This is a genomic window from Pseudoalteromonas sp. A25, assembly GCF_009176705.1.
Lineage (GTDB): Bacteria > Pseudomonadota > Gammaproteobacteria > Enterobacterales > Alteromonadaceae > Pseudoalteromonas.
Genome location: NZ_AP021846.1, coordinates 1,289,074 through 1,303,895, shown reverse-complemented (window position 1 = coordinate 1,303,895; position 14,822 = coordinate 1,289,074). Strand labels below are relative to the sequence as shown.

Genomic DNA, 14,822 nt, shown 5'->3' with positions numbered 1-14,822 from the left:
TGTTAGGCAAGTGCTCTACCCAAGCGCATATCTCTATGAGCTATACCATCTTCCAAGTACTCATCCCCTTGTGGCACAAATCCCAAAGAGCTGTAAAAAGGCAATAAATATACTTGAGCTGAAAGAACAATGTCTCTTTCCTTAAACTCTGAATTACAGATCTCAAGCGCCTGCCGCATTAAATCTTTAGCCAACCCTTTTCCACGGTGTTCTTTAACGATTAATACTCTACCAATTGCACATTCATGAGCCGATTTTGCATAAACGCGCGCATAGGCACAAACCTGCCCTTGTTCGACCAGCATAAGGTGTCGGGTCAGCTTATGCCTGTCCACCTCATCTAATTCAGGGTATGGACATTGTTGTTCTACAACAAATACATCTACACGAGCCTTTAAAACATCAAACATTAAATTTATATCAAGATCTGAAAATCTCTTCACCAACCATTGCATCCGCGACCCCTATCTATTTCACCTCAGCGATGAATAAGCGCATGTTCTCAATAGCCCTACTTATTCAAGATATTGATTATGGGATAAAAAACGACCATTGTAAGTGCTGCCGACTTTAAAAATAGCAACAACTGGAACGCCCTTATCCATTTCTGAGTTCATTTAAAAACAAAAATGCCCAGAGACCCTGGGCATTTTCTAGTCAACAAATTTTTATGCAAACAAGCGTTCTAATTGATCGCAAAGTTGTGACAAGTTTACATGATCATGTTCAATCGTTAGGTCGACATACCCATCACTTTGAAACGCCCTATCTAGTTCGATTAAAACATGCGTGCGGTGAGCCTCTGGTACAAAGGAAAGCTCAACTTCCTGTATACCAAACAGAGTACTATTTTGCGGTCGATACTCTAACTCCTGATAGCAGCCAGAAACTGTATGAAAGTTACTAGCCCTTAAATGCCCTCTCTCCACATCTGATTTAACCAGTCCAAAACCGAGCCTTTCCATCGCCAACATACAAGTTTTTATCGCATCATTAGGATATATATGCAGTGTATCTCGGTCAGTGGGGTCTAACGCTAGGTCAATATCGAGTCCAGTTTCCAACCAAACATGACAGTGATTATAACCTGCATTTAACTCGGTAATTGGAGTTTCTGAATGCAATCGAGCCTCAAACGGGATCACTTTACTTTGTTGTGCATCAATCACAAAACGCTCACCAATTTTCCATTTCTCAATGACATGGTTAACAAAGTAGTGGCCTTCGTCATTTTCCACTTTCACTCGAGTCATCAAAGCCATTTCTAAACCTGAAACTTCTTGGCTTATGTCTCCACCTTTTATAACGATTTTAGCTTGAAATATTTGCCCTGGATATAAGTGCTCAGTTTCTAATACAGTATCCACTTTTGCCGCACCAATTCCGACAGATGCGAGAATCTTTTTAAACATTACTTCTCCTGTAGAAATGTTTCTTTAGGGCATCTTAACCACATTTTTTAATACTTGTCAGCGAAAATTTGTCATAATACTCACATTATTGTTCAATTGACTCAGAAACTCCCCCTTTCATCGCTTGTAGAATAAATTTTCAATTTATAAATCATATAGTTCTGATACACTGAAGTTAGGTAGAATCAATACATACATGCTATGGAACTTTTGTTTTTCGCCGCAGCATTCGCATGCGGTTTTTCGGTATACCAATTAAAGCTGCCACCGCTTATTGGCTTTTTAATGGCGGGGTTTATCCTAAACCTACTTGGTTATAGGAGCACTGAACTATTAAACCAACTAGCTGACTTGGGCGTAACCTTATTGCTATTCAGTATTGGCCTTAAGCTAAAGATTGGTAATTTGGTGAAAGCACAAGTTTGGGCACCAGCTACCTTGCATATTGTATTAAGCAGTGCATTTTTTGCCTCCCTGCTACTATTGCTTGGCGCCATGAGCCTGCCGTTATTTACCGACTTAACTATGTCGAGTGCGCTTTTAGTTGGTTTCGCATTTAGTTTTTCAAGCACTGTGTTTGCTGTAAAAGTACTAGAAGAGCGTGGAGAGATGTCGAGCCTACATGGCAAAATATCTATTGGCATCTTGGTTATGCAAGACATTTTCGCGGTCGTATTTTTAGCAATTAGTACAGGCAAAGCACCTAACGTATGGGCTTTAGTCTTACTTGTTGCTCTCCCGGTGTTCAGGCCAGTAATGTTATGGATACTAAACCGCTCAAAGCATGGCGAACTACTGCCCCTATTTGGCTTCTTCTTCGCCCTCGTCATTGGCTATCACGCGTTTGAATTTGCAGGGCTCAAAGGAGACTTAGGTGCGCTTATAATTGGTATGCTATTTGCGCCACATAAAAAAGCAGGTGAGCTCTCTAAATCCTTAATGAATTTAAAAGATGTACTACTTGTTGGATTCTTTTTAAACATTGGCCTCAATGCCAATATGAGCTTTGATGCGTTACTCATTGCCTGCCTACTCACATTAGTATTGCCAATTAAAGTATGTTTTTATTATCTCCTCACAAATTTATTTAAACTACGCGCTAGAACCTCCTTATTAAGCGCATTTACGCTGGCCAATTACAGTGAGTTCGGACTCATCGTATGTGCCGTTGCCGCAAGCAGTGGTGCAATTGCTGCAGATTGGTTGGCGGTCGTAGCTATTGCAGTATCAATCACCTTTGTAATCGCTTCGCCATTGAACAAACGCGCCAATGGTATTTACGTCAAGCTTGAACCATTATTACTAAAATTTGAGAGTGACAAACGCCTTGAAGAGGAGCTACCTGTCAACCTAACCGACACGCGTATTGTGATCTTTGGTATGGGCCGCATTGGAACCGGTGCCTATGAAACAATTGAAGCAACACATCCTGGCTCTATTGCCGGTATAGATATAAAACCCGAAGTCGTCGATAAACATGTGCAAAGAGGCCGCAGAGTGCTACTTGCCGACGCTACAGATCCTGACTTTTGGCAGCGAGTAAATCACTCTCGTGTTGATATGGTTATGCTTGCTATGCCCAAGCATATGCAAAATATCTATGCGTTAGAGCAACTCAAAGCGTCTGGCTTTAAGGGCCAAGTGACCGCTATCGCAAATTACCCCGATCAGCAAAGAGAGTTAGAAGAAATGGGAGTAAACTCGACTTATAACTTCTATCTTGAGGCTGGTAGTGGTTTTGCTGAGCACGTAAAACAAAATTTATTTTCTTAGTTTACAAAATAATTCTCAGTACCATAAAAGGTACTGAGAATTATTTTTATTTGAACATCAATATCTTACTTCTAGACATCCAAACTTCCTTCATAAAATATTCTAAATTTAGACTTTACTCGATTTACAAAGCTTTACATCGAAGTTAGTAATCTACCATTAAAACAGAGTACACTGTTTTCATCTTGAAAGAGGTAAGTATCTATTTTTAACACAAAAATATGATGGATGTTACTAACAATAACAATTGGATGTTTCTCGGGAGAAGGCCAAAATGCTAAAAAACAAACAGGTAAATCACTTCGCTGCGGTTGTTGATGATGTACAATCTAGGCCATTTTCTGATCTACAAAATCGTCTTGACGAGATCCAAAACAGCGGAATGACAGCGCTGACAATGCGCAGTATTCTTTTTAACAAAATGTTGGATTTACACAACGTGCCAGATGACCACTTTTTACGAGATGAATCTGTCCCGTCAAAAATAGAAGACCCCTCATTACTAGTCGAGAAGCTTAATGATTTAGGCTTTTATCGCAAGCAAAGCGGTGCTATGCACTAAAACAGAATTTGTGGGAGCCTACTCTCCCAACCAATATAGGCTGGCACTGCCCGTCGCCAGCCTATCTCTTTCCTAAAATCAAAACAACTTACAGATTTTCTAGGAAGTCCTCATCAAAATCCGTTGGCTCTTCTTTGATTGGGGGGTTACCGTCATATAGTTCATAAAGCTGACGTTGAAAATAAACGTCTTTTACAAAAATATATGGGTCTAAAGACTCTTCTAGCAGCTTTTCTTGCGCCATTAAAGATGCTCTCGCTTCAAGCACTTTAATTGCAAATAACCCTATCGTCTGCGGTGAACTCAGTGCTATTTCTGGTAGTACAAAGTTATCAACAATATCACCAGATAAGTTTCTCACTGTTGAAGGCCCCATACCTGGTAACATCAGATAAGCACCATCACCAACTCCCCAGACACCCAGCGTCTGGCCAAAATCTTCATCTTGATGTTTGAGGCCTAAGCTGCTGGCAACATCAAATATACCAAAAATACCCACTGTAGAGTTGACAAGAAAACGAGCAACATTGATGCCCATACTAGCAGGTTTACCTTGTAAACCTGCATTAATTGCATCCGTTGGAGTCGTCAAATTGGTACTAAAATTAACTAAGCCAGTGCGCACTGGCTGAGGTGTTATTTCTACATAACCCACAGTTAGCGGCCTTAGAATATAAGTATCCAACACCTCCATATTGAAATCGTAAATAGGACGGTTGAGTGACTGTAATGGGTCACGCTCGTCTTCTTTTTCAGCGGGTACGCTCGCACAGCCGCTGATAACGATGGCTGCAAAAGCAGCTAATATAGGCTTAAACATTTACTTTCCTGTACTTGATATAATTCGATTGACGTGCACCACAACCTCGTTGCTATCCGCCAATAAAGAAACAACATCACTTTGCCCTTCCAACTCTCCTGCTTGAGGCATCACACTATTATCTATAGAGATACGAGCAGTAACGATAACTTCTTGATAGTTTGAAAGCTTTAAGTCAGGCATCATTGCCATACTATCATCGAGAGTCACCGTCAAAGGCAAGTTAAAATTTGTAAGTTTTGCAACTGCCAAAGGCATTGCAGGTCCATTGGCTGCTTTTGCAAACACAAATAACGTACCACCCTGTGGCATGTCCGATAGCAAGCTTTCATCTAACGTAACATTAACCGTTAAGCTTTGAATATTTTGTGCTTGTTCTGGAGCGATTTTTTGCGCAATTTCGTCAATGCGTTGTTCTATCATGCTATAACGCGGGTCGTTGCTTTCCATATTAGCAAGTAGTACTTCAAAAGCCGTTTTAGCTTCTAACCAGTCTTGCTTCTCATATGCAATAAGTGCCAAAAGCGAAATCGCATCAACATTACTTGGATTACTCTTTAATACCTTAGCTAAAAGCCGAGCAGCTTTATTCATGGCAGACTCAGAACCTTCCACTAATAACACTTGGCTGTAATTAATTAACACATTATGGTTGCTAGGCTCCATTTTCAGCGCTTTTTCAAATGCCTGTTTGGCCATTTCAAAGTCATTGAGTGACATTGCTACACGCCCTAGCAGCATCCATGCAACGGCATCATCACCGCTATTTGCAAGCTTTGTGCGTAAACCTAATGCAAACGCCTGCAATTCATTAGCTGAAAGTGACTCACCTTGCTGCAACACTGCTCGCTCACCATATTCAGGGAGCTTCTCAATCGCTTCATACCAATTGGCGACTTGCTGCTGACTGCCTGTAAAATAGTAAAAAACCCCGCTCACCGCCAAGGTAAATAAAAAGCCTGTCAGCGCAAATATACGGTTATTCCCACGGCTATTAAGCTGCTTCTCCGGAGAAAGCTCATTAAGTAAGCGTCGCTTTAACTCAAGTACAGACTCTTGATGCATTTGTGGGTCTATACGTTGATTATCTAAATCAACTTTCAATTCAGTGAGTCTCTGCTGATAAATATCAATGCGTTGTGCATTCGCTTCATTGTCAACTTGTAGTATTTTTTCTCTACGCAAAAATGGTACAACAACAAACAGTACAGCTAATAATGTGAGTAGTGCAAACATACTCCACATTTGCAAAAGACCTGTCATCATTATTGCTCCCTACGCTGATATTGTTGAATTAGCTTGGCCAGTTGTTGCTCGTCTTCACTACTCCAGGCCTGTTTTCGCGATGCCTTTTTTTGTCTAAAAACAATAAAACCAAAACCAATAATGACGATTAACACGGGCAATACCCACAATACGATTGTCGCAGGTGTCACTGGAGGTTGATAGTGTACAAAATAACCATATCTATCAATCATATAGTCAATGACTTCTTGCTTACTTTTACCTTCGTTAACTAGGCTTAGTACCTTTTCTCTAAGGTCTTTAGCAACAACGGCATCTGAGTCTGCAATGTTCTGGTTTTGACACTTTGGACAACGCAGCTCAAGCGTAAGCTCTTTAAAAGTTGCAGCGCGCTCTTCGTTAGCAAATTCGTATTTATCTTGTGTAGCAGCAACAGTGCCACACAACATTAACAGTAATATCATTACAAACTTCATTGAGTTAACTCCATGAATTTAGGCGCAAACTTAGCCCGCCAAACACGCTGATTTATATCACCTGTATGATGTAGCAATATCTTTCCTTGCCTGTCGACTAAAAACGTTTCAGGAGCTCCTGATACACCTAAATCTAAGGCTAGCGTTCGATTTAAGTCCAAAATATTAAACTGATAAGGATTACCGGTACGTGCCAACATCGCCTGTACTTCAGCGCGCAGTTTATTGATGTCAAACTGATCGCCAAAATCTGGGTCGTAGGCTTGCTCATAATATAATCCTACAATCTTCACACCCTGCTCTCTGAGTTCGGTTAAATAACTCAGCTCGGCAACACAAGTTGGACACCAAGTTCCCCACACGTTTAGTAGATAAACATCGCCAAGCAAGTCTTTATCCTGCCATTGCTTTTTCTCATCCATTAGGTCCGGCAATGTAAAACTTGGCATCGTCTGCCCAATACGACCAGTTTGCAGCTCACGCGGGTTCCCAAATAGGCCTTGATACAAAAACACGCACAGCAAAATAAAAATCAGGAACGGGATTAACCCTAACAGTTTACGATTCATGTCCTACTCCTTTAGCATTATTACGTGTTGAAGATTTTCTATATCGCTTATCTATCAATACAATGAAGCCAGCTAAGGAAATAAGTAATCCCCCTAGCCACATCCAACGAACGTAAGGTTTGTGATAGATACGTAACGACCAAGCACCTTGGGTTAATTGCTCTCCCAAAGCGAGGTAAAGATCTCGGAAAAATCCATCATCTATGGCAGCTTCGGTCATAAATTGCATGCCAATATTGTATAAACGCTTTTCGGCAAGTAATTCGGTCACGACTTTGTCGTTTTTCAAAACCGTTACCACCCCAGCATGGCCTGTATAGTTGGGCCCAACAATTTCTTTAACGCCTTCAAAACGATAAACATACTCGTTTAAAGCTGCAGTATCCCCAGGTTGCATTCGCACCGAACGCTCCACTGAATACGCTGATGTTAACGTTACGCCAGCAATAACAAACGCAATACCTATATGACCAAAAATCATAGCCCAATAGCTAATGCCCAAACGCTTTACACCTTCGGAGATGGTATTTTGAACCTTAACCTTTTGTACAAGATCCAACATGGTAAATAGCACAATCCAAATCGCCAAAGCAGTACCAATAAAAGTAATTGGTGCAACTACCTCATAGCTTCCATATAACCAGAGTGCGGTTAAGAGTAATGTTGCACTGGTGATCGCTGCGCATTTTTTTAACAAAGGAGAGAGTTTGTTTTGCTTCCAGCGCAGCATAGGCGCTAAGCCAAGCAAAATAGCAAAAGGGACTATTAAAATTGCAAACATCTGGTTAAAAAATGGCACACCTATCGATATAGAGCCTAAGCCTAGTTCTTTGTGGATCATAGGTAGCATCGTTCCCAAAAACACAACTAACGTAGCAACCACTAAGAAGATATTATTGAGCCATAACGCCACTTCGCGCGAAAAAAACTGATAGCGACCTTCACTTTTCACTTGCGCTACACGGGCTGCATAAAGCGCTAAGCTTCCGCCTACAACAACCGCTAAGAATAGTAATATGTAAAGCCCTCGGTCAGGATCAGTTGCAAATGCATGCACCGATACGATAATCCCAGAGCGCACAATAAAGGTACCAAGTAAACATAAACTAAAGGCTGTTATAGCAAGCAAGACTGTCCAAGATTTAAAAACACCGCGCTTCTCTGTAACTGCAAGTGAGTGCAGTAGCGCAGTTGCGACAAGCCAAGGCATCAATGAGGCATTTTCAACCGGATCCCAAAACCACCAGCCGCCCCAACCAAGCTCTGAATACGCCCACCAGCTTCCTATCGTAATACCTAACGTTAAAAAGCCCCACGCAGCCATCGTCCATGGACGCGACCATTTAGCCCAGGTATTATCAAGTTTGCCTGTCAACAGCGCTGCGATTGCAAAAGCAAACGATACAGATAAACCGACATAACCCATATACAGCAGCGGTGGGTGAATAATCATGCCTGGGTCTTGTAATAATGGATTCAGATCCCGACCTTCAACGGGGTAGTAAGGCAGTAAGCGCTCAAACGGGCTCGACATCCAAAGCGTGTAAAGCATAAACCCTACACCCAAAAAGCCCAGCACTCCTAATACCCGAGCTCTTAATATCCAAGGTAACGACCGAGACATTAACGCAACTATAGCAGTCCACGAAGCCTGCATCACCAACCAAAGTAAGATAGCACCTTCATGTCCACCCCAAGTTGAAGTAACTTTGTAATACCAAGGCAGCGTGCTACTGGAGTGATGAGCAACATAAGCCACAGTAAAGTCATCAGTCAAAGTGATATAGATGAGAATTGCGAAAGCAAACAGCACAAACAAGCATTGACCGACAGCTAAAGATGGAGCAGCACGCATCAGCCGTAAATTACCGGTATGTGCGCCCCACAATGGGAATATACACAACAGTAAACTCAATGCCATTGCCAGAACAAGTGAAAAGTAGCCTATCTCTGGGATCATATTAGTTCTCGTTATTTAAATTATACTTTGGCTTTTCATGCTTGATGCCCTTCATCGCTTCTGCAACTTCTGGAGGCATATACTCTTCATCATGCTTAGCCAGCACTTCAAATGCCTCTATCACATTTGGCTCAACTAACGTACCCTGCGCAACAATTCCTTGTCCCTCTCTGAACAGGTCTGGCAAAATCCCGTGATAACGAATTGTCACAGTAGGACCCGTATCCATTAGTTTAAAACTCACATCTAGGCTATCTTCATCTCTAACTACAGAGCCAGGTACAACCATTCCTCCAATTCTAAGCTTTTGACCAATAACAGGCTTATCTTTGGTATCCCCCTTTCCATCGATCAGCTCCGTTGGGGTATAAAACAAGTTAATATTTTCTTGTAACGCGTATAGCATCAAACCAATCGCTGACCCTACACCGAATACAATCGCAACAATGGTCAGTAAACGTTTCTTTCTTCTTGGATTCATGTTTGCTCCTGTTGCTTTGCCTTTTTAATTCGCTCTTCTCGACGCATCTGAGCACGAACTTCTTCACGAAGCTTCTTGCTATCTCGTAATGAACTGATAAATATGGCCAATAAAATGGCGCTACAACTACCAAAGGATAACCAGACATAAAATCCGTACCCACCCATGGCCAAAAAATCACTAAATGAATCAAATTGCATTATTCACCTCGACCAACCAGTTCACGCACCCATGGGCGGTGCTTTTCACGTTGTAGAATTTCATTTTTCAACCTAATCAATGTAATTACCCCAACAAAACCCGCAAATGCAACGATATTGATCAGTAGCGGCCAAAGCATCGATGGATCAATTGCTGAAGTATCAAATTTGGTGATAGTCGCGCCTTGGTGCAAGGTATTCCACCACTCGACCGAAAAGTGGATGATAGGCAAATTTATTACGCCAACAATGGCTAAAATACATGCAGCGCGACCGGCTGACTTTTTATCTTCAAATGCATGATACAAAGACAATACGCCTAGGTATAAAAATAAGAGAATTAATTCCGAGGTTAGTCGAGCATCCCATACCCACCAAGCGCCCCACATTGGTTTGCCCCAAGCAGCACCAGTTATTAGAGCGATTGCTGTCATCGCAGCGCCTACCGGCGCGATAGAAATAACCGCAAGTTCAGCATTTCTGATCTGCCAAACCAGAGCGATAATGGCTGCAATTGCCATAGACGAATAAGCTCCCATTGACAGAATCGCCGATGGTACATGAATAAATATGATGCGATAGCTGTCTTTTTGCTGGTAATCTGCAGGCGCAAATGCAAGCCCCCAAACCCAACCGACAGCCAAACATACAACGGTAATAACTGCAAAATAAGGCAGTAGCGTATTGCATAACTGATATGCTCGCTCTGCTTTTGCATAGGGATGTAACCATTTCCACATGTTAACTTACACTCACTTTTAAAGCTGAAGATATCGCAATTGGTGCACATACACAGGCTAACGCCAACATGGCACCAAGGATTGCTAGCTGTCCACCATAAGCCAAAGCCATGCTGCTTGTGTCAATAGCGGAGGTAGCAAAAATTAAGACTGGGATATAAAGGGGTAATACTAGCAGACTCATTAAAATTCCCCCTTTTTGTAATCCTACAGTAAGCGCGGCGCCAATAGCTCCAATAAAGCTTAATAACGGTGTACCAATAAGTAAGGTAAGCACCGTTGCGCCAAGCGCCTGAGCTTCTAAATTCATTAATAACGCAAACATGGGCGCCATAATAACCATGGGTAACCCCGTTGTAGTCCAGTGGGCTGATACTTTTGCCAATACCGATAAAGGCAAAGGGTAAGGAGAAGCAATTAACTGCTCCAATGAGCCATCATTAAAATCGTCTCTAAACAACTTATCCAGCCCTAACATAGTAGATAACAATGCTGCGACCCAAATAATCCCCGGAGCCATTCGTGTTAGCAACGCAGGCTCTGGCCCGATTGCCAATGGGAACAAAGTAATAACAATTAAAAAAAATAGCAGCGGATTAACAATTTCCGAGCGTTGGCGAAACGACAATGTTATGTCTTTTCGATAAACACTAATAAATAGTTGCCAGTAGGAGTGTTGAGTCATCAAAATTGATACTCCAAGACAAGCGTTTTGAGCGCGTCAAAATGAGTGGTGAGATCTTGGTGGGTAGTTAATAAAATAGCACCACCGTGTTCTAGGTGTCTTTTAAATTGAGCTTGTAACAAGGCCACCCCTTTTTTATCTAACGCAGTAAATGGCTCATCCAAGATCCACAACTTTGCGTTATTAAGCCATAATCGGACCAAAGCAACCCTACGTTGCTGTCCTGCTGAAAGTGTTCTAACCGGAACATCCTCAAGACCAACCAGACCAAGGTCAGCTAACAAGTCGTATGCTTGTGCATCTACTTTGCAGCCGTGAACACGCAGCCAATGACACACATTTTCATGGGCACTAAGCTGGCCATTAACTCCCGTTTTGTGACCTATAAAGAGTAACTGCGCAGCAAATTCATCATAATTTTGACTGATTGATTTGCCTTCAAAATGAATATCACCTTCATCTGGTCGAGCAAATCCAGCAATGATCCTTAGCAACGAGGTCTTGCCTGCGCCATTTGGGCCTTCAATTTGCATGATCTGCCCAGCTTGCAAAGAAAAGCTCAGCGATTCAAACAGACAGCGCTCTTGTTTTGTACAAGTAACAGATTTAATCTCTAGCAAATTGGTTATTCTCATTACCCAAAATTGGGCGTTAGTCTACCATAATGGTATGGTAATACGAATAATGCCTTGCGACCGATTAGCGGAAATTTGATTTAAAATAATGAATAAGCCACCGATTTCTATTCAATATTCGACAACAACTGATACAAACTCAGTTTTAAACGAAGGCCGAACAAATACTGAGCTAAGTAAACAGCCTAGTCAGTTTGTTGCGCATAACGTGCAAATCAAACCGGGTTCGTTGCAGATGGAGGTAGAAATTGACGGTCGCTGGCAAACAATTCGTTTGGCGACAAAAGAAAGCAATTTAGCCCCATTACGATTAAATGAAGCCATTGTTACCCTCAGTGATAACGGCCAATCACTGAGCATAAAAAGTGCCGATCAAGTCGTCAATATTAAGGCGCCTAATGAGCTACTTTCTTTACTGACGCTTTTAAAGCTTGGGAGTGCACAAACGGGGTTATCGACACAAGCTCGGGTCATTTCCGGCAGCAATCCGCAGCTTCTACTTGAGCAAATAGGCATCAAATTAGCGTTAGACCCTTCACTTGCCAAAATCCTTAAAGATGAGCATAAGCTAATTGCCCAGTTACAGGCGACGCCAAACAAGGTGCAACTCAAACTGGTTAATGGATTCGCCGATCAACTATTTAGCAGTGTATTAAGTAAGCAAAAAATTGCCGAACAACTGGCAACGCAGGGAAAGGGCCCGCTGTTATACATAGACAAACACGCGATTCAGATCAAATTTTCTGCACCGCAAAAACCGCTATCGGTCACACTCAATAATTTAATTAGTCAGCCTCAAAGCGGCCCAGCGAAATGGCAAAGTGCAAAACTTCAAAGTAGTATTCAAGGTGTGCAAATAAAAACTTTGACTGAGCAATATAGCGTCGATTTAAAGCAATCCATAAAAGGTAAATTTGACCAAATACCTCAGTTTGATGCACAACAAAAGTCGGCACCACCTACGCACAAATTAAATACTTTAAACTATGCAAAACCAATATTTAATATAACATTTCAAGATATTAAAAAAGCGGTTGAACAAGCAATAAACCAGTGGCTTACTAAGCCATTTAAACAACCTATTGCGACCACCAATCAGCTCTCTATTAATACGCAAAATACTGTTCAGAGTTTGGTTAAGCAAATTGACCTTCCTTTAATGCTAAAACCACAGCTGCGCCAAGATTTACCACCCATCGTAAAACTTATTGCACAAATAAAAACAGCATTATCCGAATTGCCAATTAATCGCAACGATGCCGCTAATACTTCTCAGCCCACTGAACTTAAAGAAGGTGCGGTCAAATCACAAAAAGTGCAACCCGAGTTCGCCGCTACTTTAATAAAAGCTCATAAGTTCGAGGCTGTGCCTAAAGGTGATGTAGCGAAACCTCAAAAGTTCCAATCACAATTCATGGATACTTTAACAAAGCCCAAAGAGGCCCAGCAGGTTGCTCACACGACTAATACTTCACCGCACAAATTTGTTGATAAACAGCAAATCCCAAGCAACTTAGTAACACCTCTCACTCAGAGCACAGCGAGTAAGCTATTACCTATGCCGCAAGCTGACAACCTTTTTAAAACCAGCTTGCCTATTGAGCGCGCTTTGTTGGGTCCACTACTGAAGCTCGGTGAGCAACCTGCCGTTGATGTAAAAAAGCCATCAAACAGCCATATAATCACTGAAAAGATTGTAAAATTTAGTCAGTATAAACATCCGCAGTCTATCGATATGACAAAACTGGTCAATCAAGCGTTTAGCCGAATGATAGATGCCAATAATGTATCAGCGAGCCTGATAGCCAGCGAAATAAACACTCTAATACCAGGCTTGGTTCCTGCACACTCTGCTTCAGCTCCTACTTTAGTAAGCAATAACTTCACTCAAGCACTCGATAAGCTATTGGTGACTCTACTGGCCTCCCCTAAGGCTATCACAGGCGCCTCAAACATCGATGGAAATGAGCCGTCGCAACGCTTAAGCGCATTATTAGAGACCTTACTACCCAGCGCAAAAAATGTATCTGCGAAGCAATTGTTACCTCACCTTCAACAACTAAATACCAACTTGCTGAGTGAGTTGTCACAACTGCAAAATAATTTTTCAACCAGCGTACAAGTAACACAAACTAGCCCTCAAAAAGTAGACAGCGAAACACAGCTTTTACTAAGTCTGCTGATGCCAATGAAAGTACCAGCTGAATGTAAGCAGACAGAATTGCAAATTGGCAACTATAAAAAGCCAGCTAAAGCTAAAATGCCAGAAAAAACAGTTTGGTTTGTTCGCCTAAATTTTGACTATGCTCACCTTGGTAAGCTTAGTGCTCATGCTGAGCTAATGGACAAAGCGCTGGAATGTGAAATAATCGGAAATAGCACACAAATTTGCGACTTAGCGAAACCCCACTTGGACGCTTTGCGCAGAAAATTGTGCGCCCATGGTCTGCAAGTAAACGAGATCACACTCACTGAGGATGAACAGCAACTTCATACTTTTTACGAGCAACACGCTATTGTTAACATTAAAGTCTAGGAGCGAACATGGAGCAAAAAACCGCAATCGGATTATTATATGAGGCAGGAAGCTCACCGCATGTTGCATGTAAAGGTTTTGGCGAGCTGGCTGATGAAGTGATCAAACTAGCTAAAGAAAAAGGCATCATGATCCATGAAGATGCCCAGCTAGCAAGCACGCTCAGCCAATTAGATTTGCATCAAGAGATCCCAAAAGAGCTCTACTATGTAATAGCAGAGCTTATTGCGTTTTCATATGTCTTGCGTGGGAAATTTCCACCAGGCTGGAAAGGCTTTAGCAGTAAACTTGATATCAAAGCCTAGTTAAGACTTTTGATGTAAAGACATCAGTAGCTCGGCCTCTGCACGAGGTAGCTCACACTCGCGCATTATTTCTTCTAAGTCTGCGCCAAGCTCAATCATTTTAACTGCTCGGGAGTAAATTTTTGCGTCTGGATCATCATACTTTTGGGCAGCCTGCTGCTGCGCAATATCTTTTGCATAATTTTCACAGGCAACAAGACGTTTACCTATGTTCATCAAGCTACTTCTTACTTCAGCCACTTCACTGCGCAAAATGGCTGTTTGATCATGAGCATCCTTAACTTTATGCTTAAGGGAGTGGATCTCTTGATGGCTAATACCTAAACGCTTGCTTAGCATAAATACCAGCCCTAAGCAGACCAAAGTTAGTAAGCAAGAAGCTATTACTACCAGTAAAACCAGATTATTGTTTACAACTTCCAC

17 protein-coding genes are annotated in these 14,822 nt (G+C 41.8%); 4 read left to right on the top strand and 13 right to left on the bottom strand.

All coding sequences use genetic code 11. The features are described from left to right. Window positions 1-2 precede the first annotated feature (2 nt). Window positions 3-455, bottom strand: a complete 453-nt coding sequence (locus GDK41_RS05870) for a GNAT family N-acetyltransferase (protein ID WP_152085530.1) — start codon at window positions 453-455, stop codon at window positions 3-5. Between the two features lie 213 nt (window positions 456-668). After that, entirely contained in the window at window positions 669-1,412 is a 744-nt protein-coding gene (locus GDK41_RS05865) for a sporulation protein (RefSeq protein WP_152085529.1), read from the bottom strand. Window positions 1,413-1,613: 201 nt separating this feature from the next. Between GDK41_RS05865 and GDK41_RS05860 the strand changes: the two genes are divergently transcribed. After that, window positions 1,614-3,185, top strand: a complete 1,572-nt coding sequence (locus GDK41_RS05860) for a cation:proton antiporter family protein (RefSeq protein WP_152085528.1) — start codon at window positions 1,614-1,616, stop codon at window positions 3,183-3,185. Window positions 3,186-3,459: 274 nt separating this feature from the next. Continuing rightward, window positions 3,460-3,747: a hypothetical protein gene (locus GDK41_RS05855; RefSeq protein ID WP_152085527.1), complete on the top strand. Its 288-nt coding sequence runs from the start codon at window positions 3,460-3,462 to the stop codon at window positions 3,745-3,747. Window positions 3,748-3,835: 88 nt separating this feature from the next. Here the strand turns inward: GDK41_RS05855 and GDK41_RS05850 are convergent, their stop codons facing one another. Genes GDK41_RS05850 through ccmA form a run of 10 tightly spaced genes read right to left on the bottom strand, consistent with a single transcriptional unit; the run spans window position 3,836 to window position 11,558 of the window. Beyond that, window positions 3,836-4,567 (bottom strand): MlaA family lipoprotein, encoded by a 732-nt coding sequence (locus tag GDK41_RS05850; protein WP_152085526.1) that lies wholly within the window; start codon window positions 4,565-4,567, stop codon window positions 3,836-3,838. Next, window positions 4,568-5,830: a c-type cytochrome biogenesis protein CcmI gene (ccmI, locus tag GDK41_RS05845; RefSeq protein WP_152087522.1), complete on the bottom strand. Its 1,263-nt coding sequence runs from the start codon at window positions 5,828-5,830 to the stop codon at window positions 4,568-4,570. A gap of 2 nt (window positions 5,831-5,832) precedes the next feature. Beyond that, window positions 5,833-6,288 (bottom strand): cytochrome c-type biogenesis protein, encoded by a 456-nt coding sequence (locus GDK41_RS05840; RefSeq protein WP_152085525.1) that lies wholly within the window; start codon window positions 6,286-6,288, stop codon window positions 5,833-5,835. Then, complete coding sequence (locus tag GDK41_RS05835; RefSeq protein ID WP_152085524.1) at window positions 6,285-6,857, bottom strand: redoxin family protein; 573 nt, start codon at window positions 6,855-6,857, stop codon at window positions 6,285-6,287. The genes GDK41_RS05840 and GDK41_RS05835 overlap by 4 nt, the downstream gene beginning before the upstream one ends. Continuing rightward, complete coding sequence (locus tag GDK41_RS05830) at window positions 6,847-8,817, bottom strand: heme lyase CcmF/NrfE family subunit (protein ID WP_152085523.1); 1,971 nt, start codon at window positions 8,815-8,817, stop codon at window positions 6,847-6,849. The genes GDK41_RS05835 and GDK41_RS05830 overlap by 11 nt, the downstream gene beginning before the upstream one ends. A 1-nt stretch (window position 8,818) precedes the next feature. Beyond that, window positions 8,819-9,298, bottom strand: coding sequence for a cytochrome c maturation protein CcmE (ccmE, locus tag GDK41_RS05825; protein WP_152085522.1), 480 nt, complete (start codon window positions 9,296-9,298; stop codon window positions 8,819-8,821). After that, window positions 9,295-9,498 (bottom strand): heme exporter protein CcmD, encoded by a 204-nt coding sequence (gene ccmD, locus GDK41_RS05820; protein ID WP_152085521.1) that lies wholly within the window; start codon window positions 9,496-9,498, stop codon window positions 9,295-9,297. Before ccmD ends, ccmE begins: the two co-directional genes overlap by 4 nt. After that, window positions 9,498-10,238 (bottom strand): heme ABC transporter permease, encoded by a 741-nt coding sequence (locus tag GDK41_RS05815; RefSeq protein WP_152085520.1) that lies wholly within the window; start codon window positions 10,236-10,238, stop codon window positions 9,498-9,500. The genes ccmD and GDK41_RS05815 overlap by 1 nt, the downstream gene beginning before the upstream one ends. Before the next feature lies 1 nt (window position 10,239). After that, complete coding sequence (ccmB, locus tag GDK41_RS05810) at window positions 10,240-10,926, bottom strand: heme exporter protein CcmB (RefSeq protein WP_152085519.1); 687 nt, start codon at window positions 10,924-10,926, stop codon at window positions 10,240-10,242. Further along, entirely contained in the window at window positions 10,923-11,558 is a 636-nt protein-coding gene (ccmA, locus tag GDK41_RS05805) for a cytochrome c biogenesis heme-transporting ATPase CcmA (protein ID WP_442960194.1), read from the bottom strand. Before ccmA ends, ccmB begins: the two co-directional genes overlap by 4 nt. 88 nt (window positions 11,559-11,646) lie before the next feature. Here ccmA and GDK41_RS05800 point away from each other — a divergent pair, with 88 nt between their 5' ends. Both GDK41_RS05800 and GDK41_RS05795 read left to right on the top strand, forming a co-directional pair. Next, window positions 11,647-14,094, top strand: a complete 2,448-nt coding sequence (locus GDK41_RS05800) for a hypothetical protein (RefSeq protein WP_152085518.1) — start codon at window positions 11,647-11,649, stop codon at window positions 14,092-14,094. An 8-nt stretch (window positions 14,095-14,102) separates the two neighbouring features. Continuing rightward, on the top strand, window positions 14,103-14,399 hold the full coding sequence (locus tag GDK41_RS05795) for an EscU/YscU/HrcU family type III secretion system export apparatus switch protein (RefSeq protein ID WP_152085517.1): 297 nt from the start codon (window positions 14,103-14,105) through the stop codon (window positions 14,397-14,399). Here GDK41_RS05795 and GDK41_RS05790 read toward each other — a convergent pair whose 3' ends face one another. Then, window positions 14,400-14,822, bottom strand: coding sequence for a DUF2802 domain-containing protein (locus tag GDK41_RS05790; RefSeq protein WP_442960193.1), 423 nt, complete (start codon window positions 14,820-14,822; stop codon window positions 14,400-14,402).

What these genes read in the sequence shown, in the direction of transcription:
- GDK41_RS05855 (WP_152085527.1), top strand. Translation starts at nt 3,460, where the DNA reads ATGCTAAAAAACAAACAGGTAAATCACTTCGCTGCGGTTGTTGATGAT.
- GDK41_RS05835 (WP_152085524.1), bottom strand. Translation starts at nt 6,857, where the DNA reads ATGAATCGTAAACTGTTAGGGTTAATCCCGTTCCTGATTTTTATTTTG.
- GDK41_RS05840 (WP_152085525.1), bottom strand. Translation starts at nt 6,288, where the DNA reads ATGAAGTTTGTAATGATATTACTGTTAATGTTGTGTGGCACTGTTGCT.
- GDK41_RS05850 (WP_152085526.1), bottom strand. Translation starts at nt 4,567, where the DNA reads ATGTTTAAGCCTATATTAGCTGCTTTTGCAGCCATCGTTATCAGCGGC.
- GDK41_RS05815 (WP_152085520.1), bottom strand. Translation starts at nt 10,238, where the DNA reads ATGTGGAAATGGTTACATCCCTATGCAAAAGCAGAGCGAGCATATCAG.
- GDK41_RS05800 (WP_152085518.1), top strand. Translation starts at nt 11,647, where the DNA reads ATGAATAAGCCACCGATTTCTATTCAATATTCGACAACAACTGATACA.
- ccmI (WP_152087522.1), bottom strand. Translation starts at nt 5,830, where the DNA reads ATGACAGGTCTTTTGCAAATGTGGAGTATGTTTGCACTACTCACATTA.
- GDK41_RS05830 (WP_152085523.1), bottom strand. Translation starts at nt 8,817, where the DNA reads ATGATCCCAGAGATAGGCTACTTTTCACTTGTTCTGGCAATGGCATTG.
- ccmA (WP_442960194.1), bottom strand. Translation starts at nt 11,558, where the DNA reads ATGAGAATAACCAATTTGCTAGAGATTAAATCTGTTACTTGTACAAAA.
- GDK41_RS05865 (WP_152085529.1), bottom strand. Translation starts at nt 1,412, where the DNA reads ATGTTTAAAAAGATTCTCGCATCTGTCGGAATTGGTGCGGCAAAAGTG.
- GDK41_RS05870 (WP_152085530.1), bottom strand. Translation starts at nt 455, where the DNA reads ATGCAATGGTTGGTGAAGAGATTTTCAGATCTTGATATAAATTTAATG.
- GDK41_RS05860 (WP_152085528.1), top strand. Translation starts at nt 1,614, where the DNA reads ATGGAACTTTTGTTTTTCGCCGCAGCATTCGCATGCGGTTTTTCGGTA.
- ccmE (WP_152085522.1), bottom strand. Translation starts at nt 9,298, where the DNA reads ATGAATCCAAGAAGAAAGAAACGTTTACTGACCATTGTTGCGATTGTA.
- ccmD (WP_152085521.1), bottom strand. Translation starts at nt 9,498, where the DNA reads ATGCAATTTGATTCATTTAGTGATTTTTTGGCCATGGGTGGGTACGGA.
- GDK41_RS05795 (WP_152085517.1), top strand. Translation starts at nt 14,103, where the DNA reads ATGGAGCAAAAAACCGCAATCGGATTATTATATGAGGCAGGAAGCTCA.